Source organism: Flavobacterium sp. GNP011 (assembly GCF_056428925.1).
Genome location: NZ_JBWJVJ010000008.1, coordinates 1 through 20496, shown reverse-complemented (window position 1 = coordinate 20496; position 20496 = coordinate 1). Strand labels below are relative to the sequence as shown.

14 protein-coding genes and 1 pseudogene are annotated in these 20496 nt (G+C 31.8%); 9 read left to right on the top strand and 6 right to left on the bottom strand.

Annotation, left to right across the window (positions count from 1 at the left end; all coding sequences use genetic code 11):
* Window positions 1–16: 16 nt before the first annotated feature.
* The 4 genes from AC061E_RS08810 to tsaD form a co-directional block, all read right to left on the bottom strand.
* On the bottom strand, window positions 17–964 hold the full coding sequence (locus tag AC061E_RS08810; RefSeq protein WP_478285899.1) for a zinc metalloprotease: 948 nt from the start codon (window positions 962–964) through the stop codon (window positions 17–19).
* 480 nt (window positions 965–1444) lie between these two features.
* Window positions 1445–2083, bottom strand: a complete 639-nt coding sequence (locus AC061E_RS08805) for a DUF4159 domain-containing protein (protein WP_478285898.1) — start codon at window positions 2081–2083, stop codon at window positions 1445–1447.
* A 10-nt stretch (window positions 2084–2093) separates the two neighbouring features.
* Window positions 2094–2801 (bottom strand): 16S rRNA (uracil(1498)-N(3))-methyltransferase, encoded by a 708-nt coding sequence (locus AC061E_RS08800; protein ID WP_478285897.1) that lies wholly within the window; start codon window positions 2799–2801, stop codon window positions 2094–2096.
* 6 nt (window positions 2802–2807) lie between these two features.
* Window positions 2808–3830 carry a tRNA (adenosine(37)-N6)-threonylcarbamoyltransferase complex transferase subunit TsaD gene (gene tsaD, locus AC061E_RS08795; protein ID WP_478285896.1) on the bottom strand — a complete coding sequence of 341 codons (1023 nt, stop codon included), beginning with the start codon at window positions 3828–3830 and terminating at the stop codon, window positions 2808–2810.
* 222 nt (window positions 3831–4052) lie between these two features.
* Between tsaD and AC061E_RS08790 the strand changes: the two genes are divergently transcribed.
* The 4 genes from AC061E_RS08790 to AC061E_RS08775 all read left to right on the top strand — a co-directional run bounded on the left by AC061E_RS08790 (window position 4053) and on the right by AC061E_RS08775 (window position 11811).
* Window positions 4053–8459: a translocation/assembly module TamB domain-containing protein gene (locus AC061E_RS08790; RefSeq protein ID WP_478285895.1), complete on the top strand. Its 4407-nt coding sequence runs from the start codon at window positions 4053–4055 to the stop codon at window positions 8457–8459.
* A gap of 307 nt (window positions 8460–8766) precedes the next feature.
* Window positions 8767–9753, top strand: coding sequence for a 6-phosphofructokinase (gene pfkA / locus AC061E_RS08785; protein WP_086454612.1), 987 nt, complete (start codon window positions 8767–8769; stop codon window positions 9751–9753).
* Window positions 9754–9825: 72 nt separating this feature from the next.
* The gene (gene gap, locus AC061E_RS08780) at window positions 9826–10830 is read left to right on the top strand and encodes a type I glyceraldehyde-3-phosphate dehydrogenase (RefSeq protein ID WP_182650998.1); all 1005 of its coding nucleotides are present in this window, start codon (window positions 9826–9828) and stop codon (window positions 10828–10830) included.
* Window positions 10831–10959: 129 nt separating this feature from the next.
* Window positions 10960–11811 carry an N-acetylglucosamine kinase gene (locus AC061E_RS08775; RefSeq protein ID WP_478285894.1) on the top strand — a complete coding sequence of 284 codons (852 nt, stop codon included), beginning with the start codon at window positions 10960–10962 and terminating at the stop codon, window positions 11809–11811.
* Window positions 11812–11919: 108 nt separating this feature from the next.
* On the opposite strand, the gene AC061E_RS08770 is transcribed toward AC061E_RS08775, so the two are convergent.
* Window positions 11920–12300, bottom strand: a complete 381-nt coding sequence (locus AC061E_RS08770; protein WP_478285893.1) for a RidA family protein — start codon at window positions 12298–12300, stop codon at window positions 11920–11922.
* A 28-nt stretch (window positions 12301–12328) separates the two neighbouring features.
* The gene (locus tag AC061E_RS08765; RefSeq protein ID WP_478285892.1) at window positions 12329–15076 is read right to left on the bottom strand and encodes a putative LPS assembly protein LptD; all 2748 of its coding nucleotides are present in this window, start codon (window positions 15074–15076) and stop codon (window positions 12329–12331) included.
* 131 nt (window positions 15077–15207) lie between these two features.
* On the opposite strand from AC061E_RS08765, the gene AC061E_RS08760 reads away from it, so the two are divergent.
* The 5 genes and pseudogenes from AC061E_RS08760 to AC061E_RS08740 all read left to right on the top strand — a co-directional run.
* Window positions 15208–16329 (top strand): N-acetylmuramoyl-L-alanine amidase family protein, encoded by a 1122-nt coding sequence (locus AC061E_RS08760; protein WP_478285999.1) that lies wholly within the window; start codon window positions 15208–15210, stop codon window positions 16327–16329.
* A gap of 90 nt (window positions 16330–16419) precedes the next feature.
* Window positions 16420–17526, top strand: coding sequence for an N-acetylmuramoyl-L-alanine amidase family protein (locus tag AC061E_RS08755; RefSeq protein ID WP_478285891.1), 1107 nt, complete (start codon window positions 16420–16422; stop codon window positions 17524–17526).
* Window positions 17527–17570: 44 nt separating this feature from the next.
* Window positions 17571–18530: an MlaD family protein gene (locus tag AC061E_RS08750; RefSeq protein ID WP_478285890.1), complete on the top strand. Its 960-nt coding sequence runs from the start codon at window positions 17571–17573 to the stop codon at window positions 18528–18530.
* Between the two features lie 12 nt (window positions 18531–18542).
* Complete coding sequence (locus AC061E_RS08745; protein ID WP_478285889.1) at window positions 18543–19874, top strand: 4Fe-4S dicluster domain-containing protein; 1332 nt, start codon at window positions 18543–18545, stop codon at window positions 19872–19874.
* 77 nt (window positions 19875–19951) lie between these two features.
* Window positions 19952–20416, top strand: a pseudogene (locus AC061E_RS08740) ((Fe-S)-binding protein); the annotation flags it as partial.
* Window positions 20417–20496: the final 80 nt, after the last annotated feature.

Below are 20496 nucleotides of genomic sequence, written 5' to 3'. Positions count from 1 at the left end.
TTAATAACAATTGGAATTATATTCCGAAACTTGCTCTTGATCCACCAGAAACGAATAAAGCAGCCATTCTAGATTTTTGACCGTTAGAGAACATGTACATTCCTCTATCGTCAGTATAATCCATGTAGTTCATTGTCATTTCTACTGGAGTGCCTGTACAAGTACTGTAGTGAGGATATGCAGGAACACCATAGTTTGCATCATTGTGAGTAGGTGTATCAGAAACTAAATCACTTCCACAAGTAGCATCGCCCCAAATATGACGTAAGTTCATCCAGTGACCTACCTCGTGAGTAGCAGTTCTTCCAAGGTTGAAAGGTGCAGCTACTGTTCCAGTAGTTCCAAATGCGTTGTTATCAATAACTACTCCATCAGTTGATGAAGCTCCTCCAGGAAATTGAGCGTATCCTAAGACTCCACCGCCTAAATTGCAAGACCACATATTTAACACAGTTGTAGGTGTAGTTGGTGCAATTCCTGTTGAAGATTTTTTCATAGCATCGTTTGTAGAGAATGATGTAGTAGTTGTAGCTTTTCTAACTACACTTTGCAATACAAATGAAATTCCAACATTAGCTTTAACACCAGAGAACAAAGCAGGAACTGAGTTGAAATCAGAATTTGTAGCATTAAAATCTTTGTTTAAAACATCAATTTGTGATTGAATTTGTGCTAATGAAATGTTTTCCGCTGCTGTTTTGTACAATACATTTACAACAACAGGAATTTGTACTTTACCATTAACTAATCTTCCGTTAAGCATGGCGTTTTTTGTAAACTCTTCAATTTTGTTCATTCTAAGAGCAAGAGTAGGGTCTGCTTTCATTTGAGCAGCTAAAACTTCTTGTGAAGCACATCCTCTTTTAAGAGTTGCTGAAGCTTCTGGAGCTGTAGTTTCGGTTGTGTCATTTTGACAAGAAAAAAGCATCATAAATGCTAAAGCAGGTAACATAATTTTTTTCATAATTCGTTTGTTAAATATTGATAGTTTTGGTTAATTATTTAACAATTTTATAACAATAATTTTGAAAAAAAAACTTTTTCGATTTTTTTTTTTAGATAAAAATCATAATCCTTTGTTTTACAAGGATTGAAAGAAATAATTTTTTTTCAAATTCACGAATTTTCTGATATGTTTGGATTTGTAAAATATATAAATATGCTTATATGTTAATGATGTCAAAAGAAATTAGGAACTAAAGTATAGTATTGATTGATTTTTCATCAATTTAATAAGAAATATCTAATTTCAAAAATGAATTGATTTGAAAGGTAAATTTGTTTTTTTAGATTCAAAGTTAGATACTTGGAAATCAATGGGAAGATTTTTTTTGGCTTGATTTTATTATAAGGTAACGTATGCCAAGAGTTGGTTTTTTAACTTTTTATAATAAGTGAAGTTAACAGTTTACTAACTTTTAAAAGATGGGTTCTTTTAAGTTGTTTAGTTATTGAAAATATAATAAATGATATTAGCACCCATTTTTAGTGCTTTTTCACGTACATCCTTCGGGTCGTTGTTTACTTCAGGATCTTCCCAACCGTCACCGAGGTCACTTTCATAAGTGTACAATAGAACGAGTTTATTTTCAATAAATATCCCAAAAGCTTGTGGTCTCTTGCCGTCATGCTCATGAATTTTGGGTAATCCGTTTGGGAAAGCAAATGGTTTTTGAAAAATGGGATGTGTGGCTGGTAATTCTACCAAGTTTGTATTTGGAAAAATTTTCTTTATTTCTTTTTTAATGTATTGATCCATCCCGTAGTTGTCATCAATATGCAAAAATCCGCCTGCCACTAAATAATTTTTAAGATTACTAACTTCAGTATCATTAAAAACTACATTGCCATGTCCCGTTAAATGAATGTATGGATATGACAATAAATCAGGACTTGACGTTTCAACAGTAGCTGGCTTTTGTTTAATACGGGTGCTTATATTGCTGTTGCAAAATTTAATTAAGTTAGGCAATGAAGTTGGATTTGCATACCAATCTCCACCGCCGCTGTATTTTACTAATGCAATTTCCTGAGCAAATAAGCTGGAGCTAAAAAGGATTATGAAATAAAAATAATTTTTCATAGAATTAACTTTAGTTTTCGTTTGTGAAAATAACACTGTGACAGGCAACAATTGCAGCAGTTTCCGTTCTCAATCGTGTTTCGCCTAGCATTACAGGAGTGTATTCATTTTCGAGTGCTAGTTGTATTTCTTTTTCTGAAAAATCTCCTTCTGGACCTATTAAAATGGTATAATCTACGTTTTTTTGTAAAATATTTTTCAATGATTTTTTTTCGGTTTCCTCGCAATGTGCTATGATTTTTACACCTGAAGAATTGAGTTTTATAAAATCTTTGAAAGATATTGCATCATTTATTTTTGGTAAAAAAACGGCATTTGATTGCTTCATAGCGGTTAACACTATTTTTTCAAAACGTTCTTTATTTATGTTTTTTCGTTCTGATCGATCACAAAACACAGGTGTGATTTCATGAACTCCAATTTCGGTTGCTTTTTCAAGAAACCATTCGTAACGGTCATTCATTTTGGTAGGAGCAACCGCAAGATGAAGTTTGAAAGTTGAGGGTGCTATTTGTATAAACGAAATAATGTCAACAGTACATTTATTGTCTGATGCTAATGTTATTTGAGTTGTAAATAATAATCCGTTACCATTAGTGACATGAAGAATGTCAGCATCTTTCTTTCGTAAAACTTTTATTATGTGTTTGCTTTCTTCTTTGTCAAATGAAAAATTTTGAGTGTTTTCATTTATTGTAGGGTTGTAAAATAATTGCATAGTGATTTAAAATTGTATTCTAGCTTTTGAAACTACATTAGAGTTTTCAAATGTTTGTGATAAATATTTTTGATATCCTACAATTCCTATCATTGCAGCGTTATCGGTTGTGTATTCAAATTTTGGTATATAGGTTTTCCAACCGTATTTTTTTTCGGTTTCTTTTAAAGTAGTCCTAATGCCGGAGTTTGCAGATACGCCACCTCCAATTGCAATTTGTTTAATATCTGTTTCTTTTACAGCAAGCTTTATTTTATCCATTAAGATTTCAATAATGGTATGTTGTATTGAGGCGCAAATATCGTTTAAGTTTTCAGTTACAAAATTTGGATTTTCGGCAGTTTTCTTTTGAATAAAATAAAGGATTGCAGTCTTTAATCCCGAAAAACTAAAATCTAATCCAGCTACCTTAGGTTTGGTAAATGGAAATGCTTTTGGGTTTCCTAGTTGAGCATATTTGTCTATTAAAGGACCACCAGGATAGGGCAGACCAAGGATTTTGGCACTTTTATCAAATGCTTCGCCTACAGCATCATCAGTTGTTTCGCCAATTATGGTCATGGTAAAATAATCTTCAACTTTAATAATTTGGGTATGACCCCCACTTATAGTTAATGCTAGAAATGGGAAGGTTGGTTTTTCAAATCCTTCTTCATCAATAAAATGTGCTAAAACATGGGCTTGCATGTGATTTATTGCAAGAAGCGGAATGTTTAAGGCTAGAGCCAATGATTTTGCAAAAGAACTTCCTACCAGTAAGGAGCCCATAAGGCCAGGACCTTGTGTAAATGCAATTGCAGATAGCTGTTCTTTTTGTATATTTGCTTTTTTAAGTGCAGCATCTACTACAGGAACAATGTTTTGTTGATGAGCTCTAGAGGCAAGTTCAGGAACAACACCTCCGTATTGATTGTGAATAAGTTGGTTTGCTACAACATTTGATAGTACTTTGTCGTTTTTTAAAACTGCAGCGGCGGTATCATCGCAAGAACTTTCTATTGCAAGTATAAAAACCTCAGGATTTTGCATAAATGGGTATGAATTTTGAGTTACAATTTGTACGCGTCGTACCTATAACATTTGTAATTTTCAAAATTAGAGAATTTTTAGCAAAGGAAGTTGTGTTTGCAAAAGCAAAATTAAATTTTAAATGAATTAACACAATTAAGTATCAAAAAAGTAATAAAAATAGTTTTTAGGGTGTTGCTTGGGCTGCTAGTTCTGCTACTTGTTGCGGGTATTGTGCTAACTATGCCAGCCGTGCAAACGCGTATAGCACGTTATTTTACAGATACTGTGAATAAAGATTATGGTACTAATATAAATGTTGAAGGGGTTTCAATTTCAGTTTTTGGAGGCGTTAAATTTAAAAATGTCCTAATAAGAGATCACCGAAAGGATACTTTGATATATTCTGAGCGCATTGCTACTACTATTCTTGAAGGTAAAAAAATGCTAAATGGAGATCTTATTTTTGATAATCTGGATGTATACGGACTACTTTTTAACTTAAAAACATATAAGGGAGAAAAAGAGACCAATATAGATAAATTCATTAATTCATTTGAGACTGGAAAACGTTCCAATCGAAAGTTTTTAATGAAAGCCAATACCTTACAAATTTATGATGGAAGGTTTATATTAATTGATGAAAACAGAGAAATCCCAAAAGATGTAGATTTCACAAAACTGAATGCATCGGTTACTGATTTTTTAATTTTTGGACCAGAAGTTTCTACCAGTATTAATAAGATGTCCTTTCTAGATTTTAGAGGATTGTATGTTAAAAATTTGAAATCGAAATTTTCATATTCCAAAAAAAACATCAAACTTGAAAAACTAGATTTGCAAACCAAGGAATCTTCACTCAAAGGAGAAGTTATTCTTAAATACAAAATTGAAGATTTTTCTAATTTTAATGATAAAGTAGTATTTGACATTCAATTAGATGCAGCCACAATTGCATCTAATGATATTCGCTATTTTTATAAAGAATTAGGTAGAAACCAGCGATTTACTTTAAAATCAAAGATCAAGGGAACGCTAAATGATTTACAGTTTTCTAAGTTAAATTTAATCGATGAGCGAAAAACGCAGTTAATAGGTGACATCAATTTCAAGAATTTATTTGCTAGAAAAGGACAACAATTTTCAATGTTTTCTAAGTTTGATAAATTGACTTCTACTTATGAGGATTTAGTGGTTATTTTGCCCAACATTTTAGGTAATAAACTGCCTACTTCTCTGCAAAAATTAGGACGTTTTACTACTGAAGGTACAGCATCTGTTACAACTACAGCCGTTGAAGCTGATTTTTCTATGATAACAGCACTGGGAAAAGTAACTTCAATTTTGTCTATCAATAACATCAACGAAATTGATAAAGCATCCTATATCGGTTCTGTAATCTTAGATAATTTTGATCTAGGTACCATGATTGATCGGAAAGATTTAGGAAAAGTTTCTCTTGATATTGATGTAGATGGTCAAGGGTTTAATCAAAAATATTTGAACACTGCGGTGAATGGTCAAGTAAGCCAAATAGAGTTTAAAGGTTATAATTATACAAATATAACTTTAAACGGTAATCTTGCGAGTCCAAATTACATTGGAGACATCCAGATTGATGATCCAAATTTGAAAATGACTTTTGATGGCGCTTTAGATTTAAGTAAAAAAGATAGTAAATATGATTTCCAAATTAATGTTCTCAATGCCGATTTAAAAAAATTGAAGTTGATGAATGATCCTGTTTCTGTTTTCAAAGGAGATGTTGAAGTACAAGCATCTGGTAATTCAATAGAAAATTTTGAAGGAACTGTTTTTATCAATAAAACATCTTATAAAAACGCTAAGGACACTTATGTTTTTAATGATTTTACGATAAATTCAACCTTTGATGCGAATAGAGTAAGAACCATAACGTTAAATTCCCCAGACATTGTTCAAGGTGAGATTGTAGGAAGATATGAATTCAATCAATTGCAAAATTTAGTAAAGAATTCATTAGGAAGTTTATATACTAATTTTAAACCCATAAAGGTTAAAAAAGGTCAGTTCTTAAATTTTAATTTTTCTATTTACAATAAAATAATTGAGATTTTTTACCCAGATATTGCCATCGGAGCTAATACAATTGTTAAAGGAAATATCAGTTCAGATGATCATGAATTTAAATTAGATTTCAATTCTCCACAAATAACAGCTTCAAATATCACCTTTGATAATATTAAAGTGGCTGTTGATAATAAAAACCCGCTTTATAATGCATATGTAGAGCTTGATAGTATTAAAACAAAATATTATAAAATAAGAGATTTCAGTTTGATCAATGTGACACACAAGGATACCTTGTTTTTTAGATCTGAGTTTAAAGGTGGTCCTAAAGCCGAAGATTATTACAATCTCAACTTGTATCATACAATCAACAAGGATAATAATAATGTTGTAGGTATCAGTAAATCAGAAGTCAAGTTTAAAGATTATTTGTGGTTTTTAAACGAAAATGAAACGCCTGATAATCAAATTGTTTTTGATAAATCTTTGGAAAATTTTGATATAGACAGGCTGGTACTTTCCCATGAAAATCAGTCTATTGCGTTGGATGGTAATCTAAAAGGAAGCGATTTTAAGGATTTAAAATTAAGTTTTAAAGATGTTAACTTGAACCAAATTACCCCCACAAACAATAAACTGGTTGTACAAGGAAATATTAACGGAGAAATAGATTTTAAACAAAATAAAAATGTTTACCAGCCTACGGCCGCAATAGTCATTGATAAATTAAACGTAAACAAAACTGATTTGGGTGTTTTGAAATTTGATGTTGAGGGTGATGAAACTTTTAAAAAATTCACCATAAACTCAAACCTAGAAAACGAAAATGTAGAATCATTTAATGCCTACGGGAATTTTGAAATTGTCAATAAAGAAACCATTTTAGACTTAAAATTAAAATTTGATAAGTTTAACATTGCAACACTTAACTCTCTTGGGGGTGATGTTTTATCCAATATAAGAGGTTTTGTAGGTGGTAATGCTACAATTGAGGGTAATTTACAAAATCCTACCATTAACGGAAGATTATTTTTGGACAAAGCAGGTTTGACAATTCCATATCTTAACGTGGATTATGGTTTGAGTGACAATACCATTATAGATTTGACCAATGAGAAATTTTTGTTTAGGAACAACACTTTAACAGATACCAAATATGGTACTATTGGAAGTTTAAATGGGTTTATAGGTCATAATAATTTTTCAGATTGGAAATTAGATTTGGCCATAAATTCAAAAAGATTAGTAGTATTAGATACAAAAGATAGCGAAGATGCAGCTTATTACGGAACTGCTTTTATTGATGGTATCGCAACAATTAAAGGTCCTACCAATAGTTTATTTATAAAAGTTGATGCCAAATCAGAGAAAGGTACAACTGTAAAAATTCCAATTAATAATGCCGAAAGTGTAAGTGATAATGTATTTATTCATTTTGTTACAGAAAAAGAAAAATACAATATTAAAAACGGGATTGTTGAAAACACGCGCAATTACAACGGTTTAGAACTTGAATTTGATTTTGACATTACTCCAGATGCAGAAGTTGAAGTTATTTTAGATCGAAATACAGGTCATGGTATGAAAGGTAAAGGTTTTGGATCTTTACTTTTTAAAATAAATACACTTGGTAAATTTAACATGTGGGGAGATTTCCAGGCATATGAGGGAACCTATAATTTTAAATATGGAGGACTTATTGATAAAAAGTTTGCTGTAAAAAAAGGAGGATCAATATCATGGGAAGGTAATCCTATGAAAGCGCAACTTAATCTTGAAGCAATTTATAAAACAACTGCAAATCCAGCAGTTTTGTTAGATAATGCTTCATTTAATTCAAAAGTTCCAGTAGAGGTTGTGATAGGCGTGCGAGGAGATTTAACAAGTCCTGAGCCCGATTTTAATATCGAATTCCCTACAGTAAGTACTGTTTTAAAATCTGAAATTCAGTATAAATTAAATGATAAAGATGTAAGGCAAACGCAAGCTTTGTACTTATTGTCATCGGGTGGTTTTTTAAGTCCTGAAGGTGTAAATCAATCTGATTTTTCAGGGAGTTTGTTTGAAACGGCTTCGAGTATTTTGGGTGGAATCATTCGCTCTGATGATGAAAAATTCAAAGTAGGTCTAAATTTTATTGGAGCTGACAGACGATTAGGAAAAGAAACGGATGGTAGATTTGTTGCTACAATTTCATCTAAAATAAACGAACGTATTACAATAAATGGTAAGTTAGGAGTTCCGTTTGGAGGAATTAATGAGTCTGCTATTGTAGGCGATGTTGAGGTGCTTTATCGTGTTAACGAAGATGGCACTCTTAATCTCAGACTTTTTAATAAAGAAAATGACATCAATTATGTGGGTCAAGGTATAGGTTATACCCAAGGTTTAGGGGTGTCTTATGAAGTAGATTTTGATACTTTTAAAGAGTTGGTGAACAAAATTTTTAAGAATCTTAAAATAGAAAAAGTAGGTACATCGCTATCTGAGGATCAAGATTCTGATATGGCTCCAGATTATATTAATTTTTCTAAATCCAAGAAAAAAACTCCAGAACCTATTAAGAAAAATCAAGAAGGCCTTCTTCCAGAGGAGTATTAAATAAGAATCGTGCTTTTAAATTATTCTTTTCTACAACTGCTTATTTATTATAGACAGTTTTCAAATTATTTAAATTTCAATAGAAATATCTATACTATAATCCATTATTTTATTTAGTATTAAAACGTTAATATTTTACTAAAAGTGAATAAATTTTCACTTTTAGTAATTAATAGCGTAATTTAATAGTGTTTAAAAAAAACTTATCAACGAAAACGTTTGAATTTAAGAGAGTCTTTTAATTAATAAAAATCACTGTCTTATAAGTGATTAATGTTTGTTAGTTTTACACTTTAATATTATAAAAATGCCAAAAACAATTAAAAAAGTAGGTGTTCTTACCTCTGGTGGAGACTCCCCAGGAATGAATGCAGCAATTCGATCTGTAGTTAGAACTTGTGCTTACCATAACATAGAATGTATAGGGATTTATAGAGGGTACCAAGGTATGATTGAAGGAGACTTTAAAGATATGGGACCTCGTAGTGTAAACAATATTGTAAATAAAGGAGGAACCATATTAAAATCTGCGCGTTCGCTAGAATTTAAAACCCCAGAAGGTAGAAAAAAGGCACATGAAAATTTAACCAAAGCAGGTATAGATGCACTGGTTGTAATAGGAGGTGACGGAACTTTTACGGGTGGATTATTGTTTAATTCAGAATTTAATTTTCCAGTAATGGGAATCCCAGGAACTATAGATAATGACATATTTGGTACCAGCCATACCCTTGGTTATGATACAGCATTAAATACAGTTGTAGATGTTATTGATAAAATAAGAGATACAGCAAGTTCACACAACCGCTTGTTTTTTGTTGAGGTAATGGGTAGAGATGCGGGACATATTGCCTTAAATGCAGGTATAGGTGCTGGTGCAGAAGAGATATTGATTCCTGAAGAAGATTTAGGACTAGATAGATTACTCGAATCTTTACAGAAAAGTAAGGCTTCTGGAAAATCATCAAGTATAGTAGTCATTGCCGAAGGTGATAAAATTGGTAAAAATGTATTTGAACTTAAGGATTACGTAGAAGCTAATTTACCAGAATATGATGTTCGAGTTTCTGTTTTAGGTCATATGCAGCGTGGAGGTTCACCATCTTGTTTTGATAGAGTTCTAGCAAGTAGGTTAGGTGTAAAAGCAGTTGAATCGTTACTAGAAGGTAAATCGAGTTATATGGTAGGGTTGCAAAATGATCAAGTAACATTGACGCCTTTGGAACAAGCTATTAAAGGAGAATCCATGATTGATAGAGAATTATTAAGAGTATCAGACATTATGTCGACATAGTTAATTAAAGTTTATTGTGAGGAAATTAGACTTTAGGTAGAAAAGAAAAATAAACAAAAAAATTAAATTAAAATGTCAAAAGTAAAATTAGGAATTAACGGATTTGGTAGAATTGGAAGAATCGTTTTTAGAGAAACTTTTAATAGAGATAATGTCGAGGTTGTAGCAATAAACGATTTATTAGATGTTGATCATTTAGCTTATTTATTGAAATATGATTCAGTTCACGGTCGTTTTGACGGTACTGTTGAAGTGAAAGAAGGAAAATTATATGTAAACGGAAGAAACATCCGTATCACTGCCGAGAGAAATCCAGCTGATTTGAAATGGAATGAGGTAGATGTTGATGTAGTTGCTGAATGCACAGGTATTTTTACAACTATAGAAACTGCTAGTGAGCATATTAAAGGAGGTGCTAAAAAAGTTATTATTTCTGCTCCATCTGCAGATGCACCAATGTTTGTAATGGGAGTAAATCATGAAACTGCGAAAGCAACAGATTTAGTGGTTTCTAATGCATCTTGTACTACCAATTGCTTAGCGCCATTAGCTAAAGTGATTCATGATAATTTCGGAATTGTAGAGGCGTTAATGACAACTGTTCATGCTACCACTTCAACTCAAATGACAGCAGATGGTCCATCAAAAAAAGACTGGAGAGGCGGACGTGCTGCAAGTGTAAATATTATTCCATCTTCAACAGGCGCCGCAAAAGCAGTAGGAAAAGTTATTCCTGAATTGAATGGAAAATTAACTGGTATGGCTTTTCGTGTTCCTACTGTTGATGTATCTGCAGTAGATTTAACGGTAAAAGTTGCTAAAGAAACTTCTTACGAAGAGATTATGGCAGTTTTAAAAAATGCTTCTGAGACCACTATGAAAGGAATATTAGGCTATACTGAAGATGCTGTAGTATCCCAAGATTTTATTTCTGATAAAAGAACTTCAATCGTAGATGCCACTGCAGGAATTGGATTGAATTCTACTTTTTTCAAAATAGTTTCTTGGTATGATAATGAGTATGGTTATTCTAGTAAGTTAATTGATTTATCTGTGCACATTGCAGGGTTAAAATAATTCTTTATATATTTACAAATCCCGTTATCATGCTGTAACGGGATTTTATTTTTTGTTGCTTTGGTATAGAAATTAAATGGTTATGACTTTATATTAAACGGGCAACACACACCAATAAACTAAAAAAAAATGAGACTAATAGTTGATAGCGGATCTACTAAAGCCGATTGGATTGCGATAGATGACAATGGTAAAATTTTATTTACAACACAAACTCTAGGACTAAATCCAGAAGTGCTAGAGGCTAATGAAATTGTGGAAAGATTGAACGATCGATTTGATATTTTACACAATAAAAAAAATGCTACTCATTTATTCTTTTATGGCGCGGGTTGTGGTACTGAACGGATGAAATTAACACTTTCTCAAGTTTTTCAATCTTATTTCACTAATGCAATCATTGATGTTAGAGAGGATACATACGCAGCTGTATATGCAACTACCCCAAAAGGAGAAAAAGCAATAGTGTCAATACTAGGAACTGGATCAAATTGTAGTTATTTTGATGGTAAAGAGTTGCATCAAAAAGTACAATCTCTGGGTTATATTGCTATGGATGATTGCAGTGGAAATGTTTTTGGGAAAGAATTAATTAGAAAGTATTACTTTAACAAAATGCCAAAAGAATTGGCTGTTGAATTTGAAAAAGAGTATGATTTAGATCCAGATGCTATAAAAAGCAAGTTGTATAAGGAGCCTAATCCTAACGCTTATCTAGCTACTTTTGCAAAGTTTTTAATTCAGCATAAAGAAACAGAGTTTTGTAGGAAAATAATTTTCAAGGGAATGAAATCTTTTGTTAAAAATTATATCAAGCAATTTGATAATTGTAAAGAGGTAAAAGTTCATTTTGTAGGTTCTATTGCTTTTTACTTAAAAGAAGAATTACAGGAAACTTTTGATAAATATGAACTACAATTGGGTAATGTTTTAAGAAGACCTATTGATGGATTAATCGCTTATCACAATTTAAATAAATAGAGTCACATAATATTAAAGTCCTTACTAATTCTTGCAAAGCTATGCTTTCTTAAGAATTAGTAAGGTTTTTGTATATAATTTACAGTTTTAAAAAGCTGTAAATTGATATTAAAATATAGCAATCATTGAGATTTCTACATTAACATTTTTTGGTAAACATGATACCTGAACAGTTTCACGTGCAGGAGCTGATTTTTCGTCAAAATAAGAACCGTAAACCGTGTTTATTTGAGCAAAATCATTCATGTCCATAATGAAAATTGTTGTTTTAACAACATTTTCAAATGTCATTTCTGCTGCTTCAAGAACTGATTTCATGTTTTGCATTACTTGCTCGGTTTCTGCCTCAATAGATGATGTTATTAGTTCTCCAGTTGATGGATCTAAAGCAATTTGACCAGATGTGTAAAGAGTATTCCCTTTTAGTACAGCTTGGCTATAAGGACCTATTGGAGTAGGAGCATTTTTAGTAAAAATTATTTTTTTCATGTAGCATTAATTTGAATTAGTTTTAAAGTTACCTGTTTATGGTACTACGTTTATCCCATTTGATATCACTTAATACACCAGATTTTATCCCGATAAAGAAACCCCAGTTTGCATTTGTACCAAAAGGTGACCAGTTAAAATCCATTCGCCAACTTAATAAATCGCGCTCAAAACGCAGTTGAGTAAACGTAACTCCTTTTTGTACAAAATCATAACCTGTTGAAACACCAGCTTTCCATTTGGGCGTTATGTCTGCATTGGCAGATATCATAATTGAGTTTCCAACAATTTTATTTTCTCGATTATTGTTTCCATATGTTAGGGAATAAGCAAATGTCATGTCCCAAGGTAATTTGGAATTAAAAAACTCAGATTCTGTGTTTTCTTCTTCATTTTCTTCATCCTCGTCAAATAAACTTCTACGGCTATCGCCAAGATCTACATTAGTCCCAAATAAATCGTCTTCTCTACCACCATTTCGTTTGCTTAATGAATTTTTATCTTTCTTTGTTTTGTCTTTTCCTTGACTTGTAATGGCATAATTTATAGTCATATTAGAGCTCGTCATTCTAAAAAGACTACCACCGTTATTGATGTTGAACACATTTATTCGGTTGCCCGAATTATCAATAGCGTAAGGGTCAAGAGTGGCTCCAAAATTGACATTCATTTTATTATCTAGTAAATTTGTACCACCACTTACTCGAACTGGTGCTAATGCTAATGTTGTTTTACCATCTGCATTCATGTTGTATGATGTAGAAAAGTTAAGGTTGTTAAGTAGCATTATTTTTTTTGACTCCACTTTAGTACTATCCTTGTCTGTTACCTTTGCTTCTAGCGTATTGCTTAAATCGAAACCTATAATATTAGAGTTGGTTAACCCTGGAGCACCGTAAATTCCGTTTTCAAATCGTGTATATTTTTGCATTTTTCCTGAACCATCGGCAGCATAAGTATCGTAATATTTTTCAAAACTTGGTGTGTACCCATAAGAAATGGAGGGTCTCATTACGTGACGTATTGATTTTATTTTTTTGTTTTCACCAAAATTGAACGTTCCATATATTGTTGTTCCTACACTTGATGAGAAAGAATAGGTTCTAAAAGCGTCAAAACCATTAACGGTTCTATCAACTACTCGGTTTTGTTCTATATCAAAGCTTTTATTAATGGTTTTAGTATACCAAATTTCTTCATAATTCATTGATGTAGTAGCACTAAAATATTTGAATAATTTAAAATTTGTACTCAACGGGATGCTATGCTGAAAACCTATTTTAGCATCACGAAACATCTGGGGTTTAAAAAATAAAGAGTCATTAGTTGTGATACTATTTCTACCGTTTAGGTTGTATTGTAAATTGATATTCTTAAAAAAACCTTTTCTCACTCCGCCTTTACCTACAAAAGGATACATTCTGTCTACGCTTAATTGTAGAGTAGGTAAGGTCATGTTGATTTCCTCTGTTTGTGTGTTTTGAGAATGTGTAGCTGTCAATGACATACGCACTTGTGGCACTGAAGTAAATGTTTTGGAATAAGATACTGAAGAGCTAAGTGTATTGTTTAGGTTTGAGCCAATATTAACTTGATTAATGGACTGCTGGAAATATTTGCTGCTTCCTAAATTCACAGAAGCTGAAAAAGTAGAATTTGGACTGGATTTTGTATCCTTTGAATGGGACCATTGGATGTTGTAAATGTTCTGTTTAGAATAGTCAGGATACCCTCTTTCACTATTGATTAAATTTTCAAAACGCACATTGATGTTACCACGATAATTGTATCTTTTGGCATAGCTTGACTCAAAACGCATCCCATAGCTACCATTGGTGTAATAATCTCCTAATACGGTTAAGTCATAGTTATCGCTTAAGGCAAAATAGTAGCCTAAGTTTTGCAAAGAAAAACCACGGTTGTTAGAGTCGTTGTAACTAGGTAATATTAAACCCGAAATACTGGTTTCCTTGCTCATAGGAAAAAACGCAAAAGGCAGCGCAATAGGAGTAGGCACATTTGCAATAACCATATTAGTTAATCCAGTAACTACTTTTTTGCCGGGAATAAATTTCACTTTATTGGTTTGGAAATAATATTCAGGATTGTCTACATCTTTTGATGTAGTAAAACGGGCGCCTTTTAAAAAATATACAGAGTCATTTTCTTTTTTAGTAACTGCAGCTTTGATTTTGAATTCGCCTTGATCTGAACGAGAATTCCAAATTAGCGCTTTTTTTGTTTTAAAATTAAACCGAATAGAATCTGGTTCTACGACATTTGTTCCTTGCTTAAAATTAGGATATTGAATGAAAGCACCTGTTGAGTCTTTTAATCTTCCTGCATAGACTTCATTTTTTTCGTAATCAAGTACTATTATACCAGATTTAAGTTCAACATCTTCATAATATAATTCTGCTTGATCGTATAATGTGATTAATTTTCTCTTTTGATCAATTTTGACATACTTACTGGCTTTGTAACGTACTTTTCCGTTTAAAAATACTTTTTTGTTTTTTATAGTGTCAATCTTAATAGTATCTACTTTTTTTGCCTCAATATTAGCATCAGTTTTAATTGTGGATAATGTTTTGAGCTTAGACTCAATTTTATTTTGAGCTTTTACATTCGGCTTTTTTTTAATGATATCTTGCGCGTATGTTGTACCTGAACCTATTGATAGGATAATAGATATTAAAACGATATTAAATAAGTTTGTATGCAAAGGTTTAAATGCTATTTTTGTAAAATGATGGCCTATTTTTTGAGGAGTCAAACTTACAGATTATTTTTGGTCAAAAATAGTCAAATTAATAATTTTATAACTGTAGTCTTTTAATTAAATTAACGTATCAAAACATGTCTTTTTCAAGTAATAATAAATTATTGGTATCTTTTATTTTGTTGATGAATTCCGTTTTGGGTTTTAGTCAATCAAGTAATTTTAAGGTAACGCTAGATGCGGGTCATGGTGCACATGATTTTGGGGCAGTTTATGAAGGTAGGATCGAAAAAAATATTGCATTAGCTGTTGTTTTAAAAGTAGGTAAAATTTTAGAATCAACACCCTATATGGAGGTTAATTATACTCGAAAAACAGATGTTTTTATTGATTTAATCGAAAGAGCCAATATTGCAAATAGGTTTAACGCAAACATCTTTGTATCCATACATTGTAATGCAAATAGAAATACCCTTGCTGATGGAACTGAAACCTATGTGATGGGTTTGAGTAAAGTTTCATCAAACTTAGAGGCAGCCAAGAAAGAGAACTCTGTAATAACCCTAGAAAAGGACTATAAACAAAAATATGAGGGTTTTGATCCTAACTCTCCTGAGACCATGATAGGTATGACTCTCATGCAAGAAGAATACTTAGATAACAGTATTTCACTAGCAAGTAAAGTGGAGGATGCATTTGAAAATTTAGGAAAAAAAATACGGGGAGAAGGTGTAAAACAGGCACCTTTTATGGTATTGCATAAAGCCTATATGCCTAGGGTTTTAATTGAAATGGGATTTATATCAAACACTATTGAAGGTAATATTTTAAACTCTGAAGAGGGTCAAAACCAGATAGCAAAAGCTATTTCTGATGCAATTATTAGTTATAAAGCCGAATATTATGGTACAAATGAAATTGAAAATAACCTAGAGGTTTTACCTCAAGAAAAAATAGAAAAAAACCTTAATGAAATTAACGAAATGCCAACTACACCAAATATACAATCTGGAGTTAATCCTGTAGCTGTTTTACCTGTAGTTAATGGTAACGCCGTAACAGTTTATAAAGTCCAATTGATGGCTAGTTTGACAAACTTAGATACAAGTTCAAAAACGTTTAGAGGCCTAGATGCCATTTCTGTAATTACCGAAAATAAATATTTTAAGTATTTGTTTGGAAATACAACAGATTATGAAACAGCCAAGAAAGATTTGAAAATCGCAAAAGATAAGGGTTTCAGTTCTGCATTTTTAATCGCTTACAAAAATGGTGAGAAAGTTAGTATTCAAGATGTCCTTAAATAAATCCTCCTAGAAAGGACCTTAATAATTTTACACCTATATATTTTGCATAGTGTTTTAAAAATAAAAAAAAAATGTGTCGTTTTTTTTCTAATGACAAGCATAGCTGTTTTTTCTCAATCTAAAGATAGATTTATTGTTATCCTTGATGCTGGCCATGGAGGTAAAGATCCTGGAAATTCCTATCATGGATTCATAGAAAAAGAAATTGCACTAAAAACGACTTTGCAACTCGAAAAGCAGTTGAATGAAGATCCGGATATTAAGGTGATTCATACACGCAAATCAGATGTTTTTATTGAACTCAAAGACCGACCTCACAAAGCAAATAGTCTGCATGCAGATTTATTTATCTCTATTCACTGTAATTCAGTAAATAATCCAGTTCCATATGGGACAGAAACATTTGTCATGGGTTTGTCCCGAAGTAAAGGTAATTTAGAAATTGCAAAACAAGAAAATTCAGTTATACTTTTAGAAAAGGATTATAAAAGAAGCTATAAAGGTTTTGATCCAAAAAATCCAGAAACATTAATAGGGTTAAAAATATTACAAGAAGATTATCTAGATCGGAGTATTCGATTAGCATCAAAAATAGAGGGTAATTTTATACACAAACTCAACAGAAAATCTCGAGGTATAAAACAAACTCCTTTATGGGTGTTAGATGCAGCGTACATGCCAAGTGTTTTAATTGAGCTTGGTTTTTTAAGCAATAAAAGCGAGGGGTCTTATCTCAACTCTGCAGAAGGACAAAAAAACATGGCACAAGCAATTGCATCGGCTATAATTGCTTACAAAAAAGAATACTTTGATACAAGTTTTTCAAATGACAATGATGATTTGAAAGAAGTTTCAAAAACGAAATCATCCTCTGTAGATAAAAAATCAACGGTTAAGGGAACTTTATCAGACATAAATTCTAAACAATCTAAAACTAATGTTGTTTTTAAAGTGCAATTTGCATCGGGTAATAAAAAGTTGGATTTAAAGCCTCAGAATTTTAAAGGTTTGAAAGACGTTTCAGTTCAATCTAGTTCTGGATCTTTGTTTACTTATTTCTATGGAGAAGCAAATACGTATGCTGCAGCCAAAGAAGATTTAAAAAAGGTTCAATTAAAAGGTTATACAACTGCTTATATTGTAGCGTTTCAGAACGGAAAAAATATAAGTATTAAAGAAGCACTTAAATTATTATAACAAGTCAAATATTTTATATTAAATTTGTAAAAAATACAGGAATTTTGAAAATATCACGAGAAATTAAAACTGCAATTTTAGTTATTGCATCTATATCACTTTTTATTTGGGGTTACAGTTTTTTAAAAGGAAAAGACTTGTTTACGGATTATAAAACTTTTTTTGTAGAGTATAATAGTGTTGAAGGTCTTACGTCATCTGCTCCGGTAACTCTTAATGGTTTGATTATAGGTAAAGTAAACAGTATTACTATTAATGCAAATACAGGTAAACTGCTTGTAGAGTTACAATTGAAAACTGATTTTCCTATTTCAAAAAGTAGTATAGCATCACTTTATGAGCCAAGTTTTATTGGCGGAAAGCAAATTGCGATTATGCCTAATTTCAATGATAAAGAATTAGCTGTTGAAGGTCAGTTTTTTCAAAGCGGAATTAAGCTTGGTTTAACCGATAAAGTAGGAGATCAATTAGCGCCTTTGCAAGACAAACTTGAAAAATTATTAGGTAATACAGATAAACTAATTTCTGGATTGAATAATGTTTTAGATCAAAAAGGTCAAGCTGATATCAAATTGACTCTTGCTGAATTGAGTCAAACAGTAGCTGAGTTTCATAAACTTTCAACTAGTGTGAATGATTTATTAGCTACTAATAAAACACAAATTAATGGAGTTGTAACTAATTTGAATAAAGTTTCAGGAAATTTTTCAAAAATTTCAGATTCTTTAAATAAAGCTGACTTAGGTAAAACTGTTAAAAATCTAAATGCTACGCTAGGACGTGTTGATGGAATTATGCGTAACCTAGAATCTGGCAAAGGTACTATTGGTAAATTATTAAAGGATGAATCTTTTTATCAAAATATTAAAACATCTACTAAAGAGTTAGAATTGCTTCTCCAAGATATTAGGTTGTATCCTACTAGATATGTAAATATTTCAGTGTTTGGAAAGAAAAATAAACCATACGTAGGGCCAGAAAATGACACCATTAAATTAAAGTAAATATAAATTAAAATGAGCTACTTAGACAATATTTTATTTGCCATAACGCTGGCAATAGGTTTTGGATATTTTTTTATTAGTGTAAAAAAAATAAGAAGAAATATAAATTTAGGAACCGCTGTTGATCGCAGTGATAATCCTAAAGCAAGATGGACTAATATGGCGATGATTGCATTAGGACAATCAAAAATGGTAAAAAGACCTGTAGCAGGGATTTTACACATTATAGTTTACATAGGTTTTGTAATCATTAACATTGAGTTGTTAGAAATTATTATTGATGGACTTTTTGGTACACATAGAGTTTTTGCTTTCTTAGGAACTACTTATAATATATTAATTGCTTCATTCGAGATACTTGCTGTTTTAGTTTTAGTGGCTGTTTTTGCTTTTTGGAGCCGAAGAAATATTGTTAAATTAAAGCGATTTGTAAGTTCAGATTTAAAAGGCTGGCCTAAAAGTGATGCGAATTACATTTTGTATTTTGAAGTTGTATTGATGACATTATTTTTATTAATGAACGCTTCTGATTTGCATTTACAAAATGTGCCAGGAGGTTACGGACATTTTATAAAAGCAGGATCTTTTCCAGTGAGTCAGTTTATTGAGCCTATTTTTAATGGACTTTCAAATGAATTAGTAATGTTATTATCCGAAGGTTTCTGGTGGGTGCATATCATTGGGATTTTGATTTTCATGAATTATCTTTATTTTTCAAAGCACCTTCATATTTTATTGGCTTTTCCAAATACGTATTTTGCTAACTTGAATGCACAAGGTCAATTTGATAATTTACAATCGGTTACCAATGAAGTTAAATTAATGATGGATCCAAATGCTGATCCTTTTGCAGCAGCACCAGTAGATCCAAATGCGGTTCCAAGTAAATTTGGTGCTAGTGATGTGCAAGATTTAAACTGGGTTCAGTTATTAAATGCGTATACCTGCACGGAATGCGGCAGATGTACCTCTTCATGTCCTGCAAACAATACAGGTAAAAAATTATCTCCTAGAAAAATCATGATGGATACTAGAGATCGTCTTGAGGAAGTAGGTAAAAATATAGATGCAAACAAAGGTGTTTTTGTGCCAGACAATAAGTCATTGTTGAATGATTATATTACCGCTGAGGAATTATGGGCTTGTACATCTTGTAATGCTTGCGTTGAAGAGTGTCCTGTAAACATTAGTCCGTTATCTATTATTATGGATATGAGACGTTATTTAGTAATGGAACAAAGTGCTGCTCCAATGCCATTGAATGCTATGATGACTAACATTGAAAACAATGGCGCACCATGGCAATACAACCAACAAGATAGATTAAATTGGAAGAATGAATAATCCATTATAACGGATTTCATTATTGTATTTTTTTAATACAAACTCAAATTATCACATAACCGAATCAATAAAAAAGTATGTCAGAAAATTTAATAGTGCCTACCATGGCCGAAATGTTAGCTCAAGGAAAGCAGCCAGAAGTTTTATTTTGGGTGGGTTGTGCAGGAAGTTTTGACGATAGAGCCAAAAAAATTACGAAAGCTTTTGTTCGAATTTTAAATAGATCTAATGTTTCTTTTGCAGTTTTAGGAACAGAAGAGAGTTGCACTGGAGATCCAGCAAAAAGAGCCGGAAACGAGTTTTTGTTTCAAATGCAAGCCATGATGAACATTGAAGTTTTGAATGGGTATGAAGCAAAAAAAATAGTTACTGCATGTCCTCATTGTTTTAACACGCTCAAAAATGAGTATCCAGAACTAGGAGGACAATATGAAGTAATACATCATACAGAATTTTTGAAATCGCTACTTGATGATGGTAGACTTACTATTGAAGGTGGTCAATTTAAAGGAAAACGTATTACTTTTCATGACCCTTGTTATTGGCTCTACCCAAATAACAAGGGTCATGAAAAGTAATACGTTTTCATTCGATTCGTGCTTGTCCGTGGTACTCGGCAGAG